Genomic DNA, 13,023 nt, shown 5'->3' with positions numbered 1-13,023 from the left:
CGAGCCGACAGCCCTGGCGAGATTTTGTTGTCGGCAGGGAGGGCCGGCGTCAGGATCGCTTTTGAAAACGCTTGATGACCCGCTCGCGTTTCAGACGCGACAGACGCTGAATCCAGAAGATGCCGTCGAGTTGGTCGATTTCGTGTTGCAGGCAGACGGCGAGCAGGCCATCGGCTTCTTCCGTTTCCTCCACCCCTTCGAGGGTCTGGAAGACGACGCGTACCCGGGCGGGGCGTTCGACCGTTTCGGTCACACCGGGCATGGAGACGCTGCCTTCGACATGCTCCCGCTCGTCCTGCGATGACCAAACGAGGCGCGGATTGACATAGACCCGTACCCTGTTCTCGCCGGGCAATTCGAGCACCACAAGGCGCTTGGCGATGCCCAGATGCGGGGCGGTGATGCCGATGCCAGGCGCGGCTCGCATGGTGTCGAGCAGATCCTGGGCAAGAACTGCCAGATCGGCGTCGAAAGCGGTGACCGGGGCTGCGGGAAGGCGCAAGCGCGGATCGGGAAAGCGTAGAATCGGTTGGGCAGGCATCGTGGGAGGCTAGCTTATCTCGCCAGCATATCACGCTTGGCGACGTTTCGGCTTGGGCTTGGGGGGCGCGGCTTCCTCGCCATGGGAGAGATCCTCCAGGATCGGACAGTTGGGCCTGTTGTCGCCGTGGCAATTGTTGACGAGGTGACGCAAGGTCTTAGCCATCCCCTCGATCTCGCGCGCCTTGCGTTCGAGTTCGGTGATATGGGCCGCAGCGATGCTCTTGACGTCGGCACTCGCCCGGCTGCGATCGCTCCACAAGGCGAGCAGGGTTTCCATCTGCTCGACGGAAAAGCCGAGATCGCGACTGCGCCGGATGAAGCGCAGCGTGTGGATGTCGCTGTCGGCATAGACGCGATAACCCGCTTCGGTGCGGGCCGCGCTCGGCATCAGTCCGATGGATTCGTAGTAGCGGATCATCTTGGCCGAAACGCCGGAGGCGGCGGATGCTTCACCGATATTCATGACGGCTCTTCCTGTTCGTCTTCACTGCGAAGAGCTCATCACAATTCTCGAATCGTGATGAGATTTCTTCGATATTACCTTGAATCAATTAGACGAATTCAAGACCTGCATGCCCATCGTCGGCATGGTTGAAGCCGTGGGCTGGTAGCCCTTGAGCCTGAGGGCGTTGGTCACCACGAAGACACTGGAGAGCGCCATGGCGCCGGCGGCCAGCATCGGCGAGAGCAAGGTGCCGTTGACGGCATAGAGGGCGCCGGCGGCAATGGGGATCAGCGCAATGTTGTAGGCGAAGGCCCAGAACAGGTTCTGGCCGATATTGCGCATGGTTGCCCGCGACAGGCCGATGGCCCGGACGACGCCGTTGGGATCGCCCGCCATCAGCACCACGGCCGCGCTCTCTATGGCGACGTCCGTACCCGTGCCGATGGCGATACCGACATCGGCAGTGGCGAGGGCGGGCGCATCGTTGATGCCGTCGCCGACAAAGGCGATCTTGCCAACTCTTGCCGCAAGCCGCTGCACGATCTGGGCCTTGCCGTCGGGCAGAACCTCGGCCTCGACGGTCTCGATCCCGAGCCTTGCCGCAATCGCCTGCGCCGTCCGGCGGGTATCACCCGTCACCATGGCGACCTCGAGGCCGAGCGCCTTGAGGGCCGCGACGGCGGCCTTGGCCGTGGGCTTGATCGGATCGGCGACAGCGATGACGGCGGCGATCCTGCCGTCGACGGCAGCGAAAAGCGGCGTCTTGGCCTGTTCGCCGAGGACCTCCGCGCGGGCGGCGAGCGCTCCGGCATCGATGCCCTGCTCCACCATCCAGCGGGCCGAGCCGATCGCGACCTTCCGGCCATCGACGACGGCAGAAGCGCCGCGCCCCGGGATCGCCTCGAAAGCGGCGGCCGGGGGGATGTCGAGGCTGCGCTCGCGGGCGGCCTTGACGATGGCGGTAGCCAGCGGATGCTCCGAACGCGCCTCCACCGAGGCCAGCAAAGCGAGAACCTCATTTTCCGAAAAGCCGGGGGCGGTCTCGATGTCGGTGACCGCTGGCTCACCCCGGGTGAGGGTGCCTGTCTTGTCGAAGGCGACGATCTCGACGTCGCGCAGGCTCTGCAGGGCATCGCCACGCCGGAACAGCACGCCGAGTTCGGCCGCGCGGCCCGTCGCCACCATGATCGAGGTGGGGGTAGCCAGGCCCATGGCACAGGGGCAGGCGATGATCAGCACGGCAACCGCATTAACGAGAGCGAAGGTAAGGGCGGGGCTCGGGCCGAACAGCAGCCAGGCGATGAAGGTCAACGTCGCGATGGCGATGACGGCGGGCACGAACCAGGCCGTGACCTTGTCGACCAGCGCCTGAATCGGCAGCTTGGCGCCTTGGGCTGCCTCGACCATGCGGATGATCTGGGCGAGGAGGGTCTGCGAGCCCACCTTGGTCGCCCGAAAAGAGAAGCTGCCTGTTTTGTTGATGGTTCCGCCGATGACCTCGGCACCGACACCCTTGGTAACCGGTATCGCCTCGCCGGAGATCATCGACTCGTCCACGAAGGAGGAGCCTTCGACGATCTCACCGTCGACGGCGATCTTTTCGCCGGGGCGAACCCGGATGATGTCCCCCGGCCGGAGCTCGGCGATCGGTACTTCGGTCTCCGAGCCATCGCGCAGCCGTAGGGCCGTCTTGGCCTGCAGGCCAGCCAGTTTGCGGATCGCTTCGCTGGTCTCTCCCTTGGCGCGTGCCTCGAGATAGCGGCCGAGCAGGATCAGCGTGACGATCACGCCGGCGGCCTCAAAATAGACATAGGCCGTTCCCTCCGGCAGGGCCGCGGGCAGGAAGGTCGCAACCACCGAGAACAGCCAGGCGGCGCCGGCGCCGAGGGAGACCAGCGCGTTCATGTCCGGAGCCCCGCGCAGCAGGGCGGGAATGCCCTTGACGAAGAAGCGCAGTCCCGGGCCGAACAGGACGAGGCTGATCAGCACGAATTGGGCATACCAGTTCCAGCGGCCCAGATTCATCTGAACGGCATGGTGGAGAGCGGGTATCAAATGTCCGCCCATCTCGACCAGAAAGACCGGTATGGTCAGCAGGGCGGCAAGCGCGAGATCCCGGCGGAGCGTGGCGATCTCGGCCTTGCGGGCCGTGCGCTCGGGATCTTCCGCATGGTCTTCCTCGATGACATGGGCGCCATAACCCGCCTTGGCGATGGCGGCCAGCACGGGCGGCAAATTGACCGGCCCTTCGAAGGCGACCTGGGCCCGCTCGGTGGCGAGATTGACGGCGGCCTGCACGACGCCGGGCGTCGCGGCGATGGCCTTCTCCACGCGGCGAACGCAGGACGCGCAGGTCATGCCCTCGATGGCGATGTCGAAAGTTGCGGGGCTCAAAGTTGGAGAACTCAAAGTTGGAGACATGGGGCAATCCCTTTCCAGGTCATTGCCTAGATAGGTAAACCTTCCAGTCATTGGAAGGTCAAGGGGGCTTTGGAGCGCGGACTTCCAGTCCGCTCTTCTCTTTCTGTCAGCGTGATATTTCAAAGAGCGGACTGGAAGTCCGCGCTCCCAGCCTCCTCACACCGCCGCCGCAACATCTTCCGTATTGTTCGCCGGGCTGTTCACGCGCGAGGAAATCGGCCAGATCTCCATCAGCTCCGGCGGAAAGGGCACCATCAGGTCGAAGGGATCGGGCTCGATATTGTCGAGCCAGCGCCGATGGTTCTCCGGGGCCAGGATCACCGGCATGCGGTCATGGATCGTCGCGATCAGCGCATTGGCCTGGCAGGTGACGACGGCGAAGCTGCGCGTGATCTCGCCAGACGCCTTGTCGATCCAGCTTTCCCAGACGCCGGCGACGGCGAAGGGACGGCGATCCTTCATGGCGATGGCGTAAGGCTGCTTGGCTCCCTTTACCGGCTTGCCGTCCGGCTCGAGGATCTTCATCCATTCGAAGAAGAGGTCGATCGGGACGAGACAGCGCCGTGCTCTATAGGAATCGCGGAAGGAAGGCTTGGTCTGGATGCCCTCGCAACGGGCATTGATCGGCTTTGGCCAGTCGCTGGGGTCCTTTACCCAGTTGGGTATGAGGCCCCATTGCAGGAGATCGTGGACATAGGCGGCAGACCGGGGCTTGCGCCGGATCACCCAGAAATATTGCGCTGGTGCGCCATTGAAATGGGATTCCCAGGCACGAGCGACCTCTTCCGGCGTAGCCCCTGGTTCCGTCTGAAGGCCCGGCAGGTCCGGGCTGCGCTGCATGATCCGTCCACACATGAGCGGACCATGGCACGCCCATGCTCCGGTCTCAACGCCACATGCCACGCATGCGATCACGCAGGTCGATCGAGCTGTGGATGCTGCTCTGTTGCCGGGCGCCGGAGGCTGCCACCCTCGGCCACATCACCTGCTGGAAACGATCGAGGATCGAGGACGGGATGAAGCGGGTGCGGTTGGCATAGACGTGCCGGTCGCCCTGGGAATGCTGGCCATGGGTGAAGAATCGCTGCGGCATCACGAGATGCAGGCTGTCGCGTGCCCGTGTCATCGCGACATAGAGCAGTCGGCGCTCTTCCTCCAGATCGTTCTTGGTGCCGGCGGCAAGATCCGCCGGCAGGCAACCGTCGACCGTGTTGAGCACGAAGACGGCCTTCCATTCCTGTCCCTTGGCGGAATGGATGGTCGAGAGGATGAGGTAGTCCTCGTCCCGCAGGGGCGCGCCGGCTTCGTCGCTGGTGGCGTTCGGCGGGTCGAGCGTCAGCTCGGTGAGGAAACGCTCGCGGGATTCGTAGCCCGCCGCAATCTGCTCGAGTTGAAGCAGATCGGCGCGGCGCGTCACCGCATCCTCATGCATGCGCTCGAGATGGGGCTCGTACCAGCGGCGAACGCGTTCGATCTCCCCGGGCCAGTCACCAGGTCCCTTGTGCAGGCTGGCGGCGAGGTCGACGAAATCCGGCCAGTCTGCACCGGCGCGAGGCGGTGCCGGCAGGGTGGCAATATCATCGACGCCGACGGCATCGAGGACATTGGCGGCGGAGGTGGGGCCGACGCCCGGCAGCAGTTGCAGAACACGGAAACCGGCAACGCGATCGCGCGGGTTCTGCGCCCAGCGCAACAGGGCCAGCATGTCCTTGACGTGGGAGGCATCGAGGAATTTCAGCCCGCCGAACTTCACGAAGGGAATGTTGCGGCGGGTAAGTTCGACCTCGAGCGGGCCGGAGTGGTGCGAGGCGCGAAACAGCACGGCCTGCTGCTTGAGCGTCATGCCGCTTTCGCGGTTTTCCAGGATCTGGCCGGCCACGAAATCGGCCTGTCCGGCCTCGTCCCTGACGGTGACGAGTTGGGGGCGTTCGCTCGATTGCCGCTCCGTCCATAAATTCTTGGTGAAACGCTCGCTGGCAAGGGCGATCACGGCATTGGCGGCGGCGAGGATCGGCTGGGTCGAGCGAAAGTTGCGATCGAGCGTGATGATCTCGGCCGCCGGCGAGAACTGGGCCGGAAAGTCGAGGATGTTGCGCACGGTGGCGGCGCGGAAGGAATAGATCGACTGGGCGTCGTCGCCGACCACCGTTACGCCCTGGCCGCCCGGCTTGAGCGCCTTGAGGATCGAGGATTGCAGGCGATTGGTGTCCTGGTATTCATCGACCAGGACATGGTCGAAACGCACCGAAATGTCGGCGGCGATCATCGGCTCGGCCACCATATGCGACCACCACAGCAGCAGGTCGTCATAGTCGAGCACATTGTTGGCGAGCTTGGCCTCGACATAGCCGGCGAAGAGGTTGCGGAGTTCCGCTGCCCAGGCCAGGCACCAGGGAAAGGCTTCCTTCAGCACGTTTTCGAGTTCGTCCTGCGCGTTGACCACCCGGGAATAGATGGCCAGGCACGTGCCCTTGTTCGGGAAGCGGTTCTCCGTCTTGGAGAAGCCGAGTTCGTGGCGCACCAGATTGATCAGGTCGGCCGAATCCTCCCGGTCGTGAATGGTGAAGGAGGGATCGAGGCCGATCTGGTGGGCGTATTCACGCAGGAGGCGGGCGCCGACAGCGTGGAACGTGCCGGCCCAAGTCAGCCCTTCGCTCAGTGTCGCCCCTTTCGCTCCCATGACCTTGGCAGCGATCCGCTCGACCCGCCTTATCATCTCGGAGGAGGCCCGACGCGAGAAGGTCAGGAGGAGAATGCGCCTGGGATCGGCGCCTTCGGCAATGAGATGGGCAACCCGGTGGGCCAGCGTGTTGGTCTTGCCCGATCCGGCGCCGGCAATGATCAGCAGGGGGCCGGCCGGCTGGCCCGAACCATGAACGACCGCGCGGCGCTGGTTCTCATTCAGCCCGGCCAGAAGATCGGCGGGCGATTGAGCTGACTCCTCGGGGACAAGAAGGGCTGCCTGCGCATTCATGCCTTGCTCTCGCGTGGTGAGAAACGAATCCGCCTACCGATTCGGCGGATGCGCTTTGTAAAAGGGTAGAAGGCACATATGAACAAAAATGGAACGGATTCGCGAATGATCCGTTCACCGGCAACGGCCTACCGCCGCGCTCCCGTTGGTGGATGAATTCGACGGGGGCGACGTGAATGTGTTCCCTGGGCGCTTGCTCCGGATCGGCCGTCACGCCATGTTCGCGGATATGAAGCAGGGCTGATTGGCGGTTTGGTGCGGGAACGGGGTCGAAAAAATCCGACGGGAAGGAACATGCCGGCTGTTGCCGGCCTGACGGTTCTCCTCGCATTGGCACCGGCAATGCCGGTATTCGCTGCTTCCGATCCCCAGGCGGTGGCCCAGGACATCGCGCGCGATCTTGGCCTCCAGCCCGATCTGCCCGGCAACAAGGGCGAGGTGGTGACACCCAAGACCGAGCCAAAGCAGGACGAGCGGGCGCCGCGTGTCTGGAATCCTTCATTGGGGACCTTGCTGAGCATCCTGCTCTATGCCGCCATCGCCGCCGGTGTCATTTTCGCGATCTGGACGATGCGGGATCGCTTGCCGATGCTCGGCCGGCGCAAGCTGGTTGCCAGGGACGAGACCGAGGTCTCCGCCCAGGCCGCCTCGGTCGAACGTATGGTGGTGGCCCAGATCGAGGCCGACGACCTGGCGCGCCAGGGCCGCCTTGCCGAGGCGATGCATGCCTTGCTGCTGCGCAGCCTGATCGAGGTACGAAAAAGGCTCAATGTCAGCTTCGCGGATTCGCTGACCAGCCGCGAAATTCTGCGAGCCTTGTCGCTGCCCGATCGTGGCAAGCAGGCGCTGGCCGACATCATTGGTCGGGTCGAGCCCGTTTATTTCGGCGAAACCCCCGCCGAGGAGCGGGACTACACCGCTTGCCGGCAGAGCTACGAGGTCCTGACCGAAGCGATGCAGGCGAGGGCGGCATGAGCGAAAAAGCCACCTTCTCCGGCCCCGTCCTTGCCGTGCTGATCGCGGGGGCCACGGCCGTCTTCGCCCTGTCCATGTTGTTGATGCTGAACGGTCCATCCGAGGAACAGGGTTTCAGCACCACCACCAGGTCGGTCTCGGCGATCGGACATGCCGGGCTCTACGAACTGGCGCAACGCTTCGAGATCCCGGTCGCGCGCAGCCGCATCAACGGTACCGTCGCGCCCGGCGAAGGCGGCTTGCTGGTGATGGCCGAGCCGACGTCGAGCCTGTCGAAGGACGACATCATTCGCCTGGGACGCGAAAGCAACGTCCTGCTTGTGCTGCCCAAGCGCTGGGCGCTGGCCGACCGAAGCAAACCCGCCTGGATCCGGTCCGCCACCCCGATGGACATTCCCTGGGTCACCAGCATTGCGCGGCTGGTCGAGCCCAAGCTCGAGGTCACCAGGGGAGATCCGCCCAAGAGCTGGGACCGCAACGATCTCAATGTGAACCCATCGTTCGACGACGGTGCCCAACTCATCAAGAGCGAGGAACTGACCCCGATCATCGGCAACCGCCAGGGCATGCTCATCGGCGAGAAACTCGACGGCGAGCGCCGCGTCTGGGTGCTCGCCGATCCCGATCTCGTCGAGAACCACGGCTTGATCAAGGGCAAGAACGCCGAGTTCGCCCTTGCGCTTCTGAACGCCATGCGGGATGCCGAACTCGGGGACGGCAAGGTGGTGTTCGACGAAACCATCCACGGCATGGTCAACAATGTCGACAGCCCCTTCAAGAAGCTGTTCCAGTTCCCCTATGTCATCGTACTCCTGCTCGTGCTCGCCGCGACGGCACTGCTGGCCTGGGCCACCACGAGCCGTTTCGGCAAGCCGCGCCTGGCGCCGCCAGCCTTCGATCTCGGCAAGGAGCGCCTGATCACCAACACGGCCACCTTGCTCGATCGGGCTGGTCACCAGGCCTTCGTCATGCGCCGCTATGTGCGCGCGACCTTGCGCGACGTCGGCCGGCTTTTTCACGCACCCCGCCAGCTCGATGACGAGAAACTGGCGGAGTGGCTCGACAAAATCGGCGAGTCGCGGGGGCTTGAGACCAGAGCTTCCGTCGTTCTCGCCCGCGCGGAGGAGGGGCAGGGCACGTCCCTGACCGGCCTGTTCCAGGCCACGCGCGATATTCATGATTGGAAGGAAGAGATCTCCGATGGAACTGCAGCGCGTCGCCCATATCGCTGACGGCATCCGCAAGGAAGTCGGCAAGGCCATCGTCGGCCAGGACGAGGTCATCGAGCTGATGCTCACCGGCCTGCTTTGCGGCGGACATATCCTGCTCGAAGGCGTGCCCGGCACCGGCAAGACTCTGCTGGCCCAGGCCTTCGCCTCGACCCTTTCGCTCAAATTCGGCCGCGTGCAGTTCACCCCTGACATGATGCCGGGTGACGTGATCGGCACCAACCTCTTCAATTTCCAGACCAACGCCTTCGTTCTGACCGAGGGGCCGATCTTCACCGACCTCCTGCTGGCGGACGAAATCAACCGCACCCCGCCCAAGACGCAGGCGGCCTTGCTGCAGGCGATGAACGAAAGGGCGGTCACCATCGACGGCAAGACTTATGCCCTCGGTGCCGATTTCATGGTGGTGGCGACCCAGAACCCGATCGAGCAGCAGGGGACCTATCCCTTGCCCGAGGCCCAGCTCGACCGTTTCCTCTTCAAGATCGATGTCACCTATCCCAGCCGTGACGAGGAGAGGGCCATCGTCACCCAGCACGGGCACCGCTCGGCCATGCCCAAGCTCTCCGATTTCGGCATCCAGACCCAGGCCGATCCGGCTGTCCTCGCCGATCTCAGAGCCACCAGCGAACAGATCGTGCTGACGCCGCAGATCATCGACTATGTCGTCGACGTCGTGCGCGCCACCCGCCAGCATCCGGCGATCGAGACGGGCGGATCGACCCGCGCCGCCAATGCGCTCGCGGCCTCCGTGCGGGCCCTGGCCGCGCTGAACGGGCGCGATTTCGTCATTCCGGACGATGTGAAGCGGCTGGCGCGGCCGATCCTGCGCCACCGCATCGTGCTCGCGCCCAATGCCGAGATCGATGGCCTCACCCCCGACCGTATCGTCAACGAAATCCTGGACCAGACGGCTGCACCCCGATGATCCGGCCGACCCCGCGTGCCGTCCTGCTGTTCAGCCTCGGCATTCCCGTCGCCTTGTTGATGGTGGTGTGGAACCCGGCCCTGTGGCCGTTTTCCTTCGACCTCAGCCTGCTGGCCCTGGTGGTGATCGCCGTCGACGCGCTGCTGATCCCGCCGCGCCATAGCCTGGTGGTCGACCTCACAGCCCCGAAGCGGCTGCCGGTCGGCAATGAGGGGACGATCGAGGTGACCCTGAGCAGCACCAGGTCGGCACGCCCGGTGAGGATCGAGGCGGTGGTCGATCTCGACGGCCCGCTGGAGACGCCGCCGATGGTCGTAGGCCATTTCGGCGGTGCGCCGGAGAGACTCGGCATTCCGTTCACCGCCTTGCGGCGCGGGGTGGTGACGCTCGAGGCCCTGTGGCTGCGCTGGCGAGGGCCGCTGGGGCTGGTGGAATGGCGCCTCAGGGAGGGGCTGGATCGCAGGATCGAGATCCTGCCTGCCGCCCGCATGTCCTTCGGTCCGGCCATCCAGGCGCTGAGCAAGAGCGCCATCTACGGCACCAAGACCCAGAACCAGAAGGGGGAGGGCACCGAATTCGACACGCTGCGCGAACATGTGCCCGGCCTCGATTCCCGCATGATCGACTGGAAGCAGTCGGCCCGCCATCGCAAGCTCCTGTCGAAGGAGTTCCGCATCGAGCGCAACCACCAGATCGTGCTGGCCTACGACACCGGTCATCTCATGCTCGAGCCGATCGACGGCCTGGCGCGGCTCGACCACGCCATCGAGGCGGGGCTGATGCTGGGCTGGACCGGATTGAGGGCCGGCGACCTCGTCGGCAGTTTCGGCTTCGACGCCACCATCCGCCATTATCTCGAACCGGGCCGGGGCAGCACCTATTATGCCCGGCTGCAGCGTTCCGCCGCCCAGCTTGCCTATCACACCGAGGAGACTAACTTCACCCTCGGCCTGGCCGAACTGAATGCGCGGCTCAAGCGCCGCGCGCTGGTGGTGCTGTTCACCGAGTTCGTCGATAGCGTGATGGCGGAACTGTTGATCGAGAGCCTGAAGCGCATGGCCAACCGCCATGCCGTCATCTTCGTCACGTTGCAGGATCCGCTGACCACGCGGCTGGTCAATGCCGAGCCGCAGGATTTCACCATCGTGGCCGAGGCCGTGGTGGCCCATGATTTCGCACGCGAACGGGCGATCGTGATGGAGCGCATCGCCCGCCTCGGCGTGCATTGCGTCGACGTTCCGGTCGGCGGGCTCAGTGTCGCCCTGCTCAACCGCTATCTCCAAATCAAGCAGGAGGGCCTGCTATGACGACCGTGGATATGGGCGTGCCTGTGGCCGGTCCTGCCGGACCAGCGCCGACGATCATCGGCGTGCCCAGCGAGCCTCGGGCTCACGTCGTGCTGCGCTCGGCCGAGTTTCGGCGGGGGCGCGAGGAAAGCTGGCGGGAACTCGAAGACCTGGTCACGCGCGTCGAAAAGCGCGGCATCAACGGAGTCTCCGCTGACGAACTGCAGAAGATGCCGCTTCTCTATCGCTCGGCGCTGTCTTCGCTGTCGGTCGCCCGCAGCATCGCGCTCGACCGTAATCTGCTGCGCTATCTCGAAGCCCTGACGCTGCGGGCCTATCTGGTCGTCTACGGGCCGCGCACCAGCCTGCTGGCGGGGCTGGGCCATTTCTTCCGCTACGGCTTCCCCGACGCCGTGCGCAGGGCAGGCTGGCATATATTGATCGCTTTCGCGGCGATGGCGCTCGGCATCGCCGCCGGGTTCGTGCTGGTGAACAGCGAGGCCGAATGGTTCAATGCCATCGTTCCAGACGGCCTGGCGGGAGGGCGGGGGCCGAGCGCCAGCGCCGAATATCTGCGCAGCGTCCTGTTCGCGCCCTGGGACGGCTTCAAGGAAGGCTTCATCGTCTTCGCCAATTACCTGTTTCAGAACAACAGCATGGTCGCCATCCTCTCCTTCGGGGTCGGTTTCATGGCGGGCGTGCCGACACTGCTGCTGCTGGTCTATAACGGGCTGATCGTCGGCGCCTTCCTGGCCATCCACTATCAGCGCGGCCTTCTGATCGATTGCATCGGCTGGCTCTCCATTCACGGCGTGACGGAACTCGGTGCCTTCATCCTGTGCGGTGCCGCAGGCCTCGTCGTGGCCGAGAAGATCATTTTCCCTGGCCGCTATTCGCGCCTCGAAGCGCTTTCCATTCATGGCAAGCAGGCCGCCATCCTCGCCTGTGGTGCGGTTGCAATGCTGTTCATCGCGGGCTTCATCGAGGGAGGCCTGCGCCAGCTCATCAACGTCACCTCCTGGCGTTTTGCCTTCGCCGCGGTCACCGCGGTGCTGTGGGGCGTCTATTTCCTCTATTGCGGCAAAGCGTCTTTCGATTTGACGGGCTCACCAAGAATCGCAAAGGCGCGTCGACAAAAACCGTTCGAGCAAGGAGGCGTTCAGCCATGAACGCGTTTTGCTTCAAGGGGGCACAGCATGGCCTCGCCGCGTGACCGTGTTTCCCAACTGCTGGAGGGGCGGCAGCGCCGCACCCGCGAGATCGTCACGCCGGAAGGCGTCGCCATCCATGTCGAGGTCGCCGACCGTGGCGAAAGGCTGGGCGCCTTCCTGATCGACCTGGTCATCTGGTTCGGCGCCACCATCCTGATCTGGATCGCCCTGGCGACGACCTTCCTGCGCGGCGGCAGCGATGTCGCGGTGACGGTGATCTCCTTCCTCTCCTTCCTGCTGCGCAACCTCTATTTCATCCATTTCGAGTTGGCCTGGCAGGGCTCGACGCCGGGCAAGCGCGCCACGGGACTGAAGGTGATCGATCGCCGGGGGGGCGTCCTGACCCCGACGGCCGTCGTTGCCCGCAACCTGACCCGAGAAGTCGAGTTCTTCCTGCCGCTGCAGCTCTTCTTCATGTGGATCGGCGCCTCCAACAGCGGAGAATCCTGGCAGGCGCTCTCGATGCTGGCGTGGGTGGTGCTGCTCGCCGCCTTGCCCTTCTTCAACCGGGATCATCTGCGGGCGGGCGACCTGATCGGCGGCACGCTGGTGATCGCCTTGCCGAAGCGCGCCCTTGCCCTCGACCTCACGCAGGGAGCGGCCAAGGTTGCGGCCCGCTACAGCTTCACCTCGGCGCAGCTGCAGGCTTATGGCGCCTATGAGTTGCAGGTGCTGGAGGAGATTCTGCGCCGGCCCGGCGGAACCGAGACCTGGCGCATCCATCGCGAGATCGCCGAGAAGATCATTCGGCGCATTGGCTGGCAGGGCACTTTCGAGCCCAATGCGGCGACGGACTTCCTGCAGGCCTTCTACGCGGCGGAGAGGGCGGAACTCGAGCGCGGCCAGCTTTTCGGCCGCTATCGCGACGACAAGAACTCGGGCACCCGCAAGGCCGGCGAGCCGGCCAGGTGAGGGCCGGCTCGCCTTGCGAGCGAAGGGCTCAATCGAAGACGTCGGCGAGCCTGTCGATGTCGATGCCTTCCTTGATCGAGCGCAGGCGGTAATAGACCA

The 13,023-nt window shown here is 64.7% G+C and carries 10 protein-coding genes and 1 pseudogene; 6 read left to right on the top strand and 5 right to left on the bottom strand.

What is annotated here, in order from left to right:
• Nucleotides 1-49 precede the first annotated feature (49 nt).
• The 5 genes and pseudogenes from QM672_RS16970 to QM672_RS16950 form a co-directional block, all read right to left on the bottom strand.
• Entirely contained in the window at nucleotides 50-541 is a 492-nt protein-coding gene (locus tag QM672_RS16970) for a peptide deformylase (protein WP_311934924.1), read from the bottom strand.
• Nucleotides 542-571: 30 nt separating this feature from the next.
• Nucleotides 572-1,006: a Cu(I)-responsive transcriptional regulator gene (cueR, locus tag QM672_RS16965; RefSeq protein WP_311934922.1), complete on the bottom strand. Its 435-nt coding sequence runs from the start codon at nucleotides 1,004-1,006 to the stop codon at nucleotides 572-574.
• Nucleotides 1,007-1,090: 84 nt separating this feature from the next.
• Nucleotides 1,091-3,364 (bottom strand): annotated as a pseudogene (locus QM672_RS16960) (heavy metal translocating P-type ATPase); the annotation flags it as partial.
• Nucleotides 3,365-3,565: 201 nt separating this feature from the next.
• Complete coding sequence (locus QM672_RS16955; RefSeq protein ID WP_415083964.1) at nucleotides 3,566-4,264, bottom strand: SOS response-associated peptidase; 699 nt, start codon at nucleotides 4,262-4,264, stop codon at nucleotides 3,566-3,568.
• Nucleotides 4,265-4,295: 31 nt separating this feature from the next.
• The gene (locus tag QM672_RS16950; protein WP_415083962.1) at nucleotides 4,296-6,383 is read right to left on the bottom strand and encodes an ATP-dependent helicase; all 2,088 of its coding nucleotides are present in this window, start codon (nucleotides 6,381-6,383) and stop codon (nucleotides 4,296-4,298) included.
• A 294-nt stretch (nucleotides 6,384-6,677) separates the two neighbouring features.
• Here QM672_RS16950 and QM672_RS16945 point away from each other — a divergent pair, with 294 nt between their 5' ends.
• Genes QM672_RS16945 through QM672_RS16920 form a run of 6 tightly spaced genes read left to right on the top strand, consistent with a single transcriptional unit; the run spans nucleotide 6,678 to nucleotide 12,924 of the window.
• Complete coding sequence (locus QM672_RS16945; RefSeq protein WP_415083960.1) at nucleotides 6,678-7,358, top strand: hypothetical protein; 681 nt, start codon at nucleotides 6,678-6,680, stop codon at nucleotides 7,356-7,358.
• The gene (locus QM672_RS16940) at nucleotides 7,355-8,590 is read left to right on the top strand and encodes a DUF4350 domain-containing protein (RefSeq protein WP_415083958.1); all 1,236 of its coding nucleotides are present in this window, start codon (nucleotides 7,355-7,357) and stop codon (nucleotides 8,588-8,590) included. The genes QM672_RS16945 and QM672_RS16940 overlap by 4 nt, the downstream gene beginning before the upstream one ends.
• Complete coding sequence (locus QM672_RS16935) at nucleotides 8,559-9,515, top strand: AAA family ATPase (protein ID WP_311934914.1); 957 nt, start codon at nucleotides 8,559-8,561, stop codon at nucleotides 9,513-9,515. Before QM672_RS16940 ends, QM672_RS16935 begins: the two co-directional genes overlap by 32 nt.
• The gene (locus QM672_RS16930; RefSeq protein WP_415083955.1) at nucleotides 9,512-10,822 is read left to right on the top strand and encodes a DUF58 domain-containing protein; all 1,311 of its coding nucleotides are present in this window, start codon (nucleotides 9,512-9,514) and stop codon (nucleotides 10,820-10,822) included. Before QM672_RS16935 ends, QM672_RS16930 begins: the two co-directional genes overlap by 4 nt.
• The gene (locus QM672_RS16925; RefSeq protein WP_415083953.1) at nucleotides 10,819-11,970 is read left to right on the top strand and encodes a stage II sporulation protein M; all 1,152 of its coding nucleotides are present in this window, start codon (nucleotides 10,819-10,821) and stop codon (nucleotides 11,968-11,970) included. Before QM672_RS16930 ends, QM672_RS16925 begins: the two co-directional genes overlap by 4 nt.
• Nucleotides 11,971-11,997: 27 nt before the next feature.
• Nucleotides 11,998-12,924 (top strand): RDD family protein, encoded by a 927-nt coding sequence (locus QM672_RS16920; protein WP_367622960.1) that lies wholly within the window; start codon nucleotides 11,998-12,000, stop codon nucleotides 12,922-12,924.
• Nucleotides 12,925-13,023 lie beyond the last annotated feature (99 nt).

Origin of the sequence: Labrys sp. (in: a-proteobacteria) (assembly GCF_047605565.1) — a bacterium.
Lineage (GTDB): Bacteria > Pseudomonadota > Alphaproteobacteria > Rhizobiales > Labraceae > Labrys > Labrys neptuniae.
The sequence above is the reverse complement of the archived record's forward strand: the minus strand, read 5'-3'. Positions and strand labels throughout refer to the sequence as shown.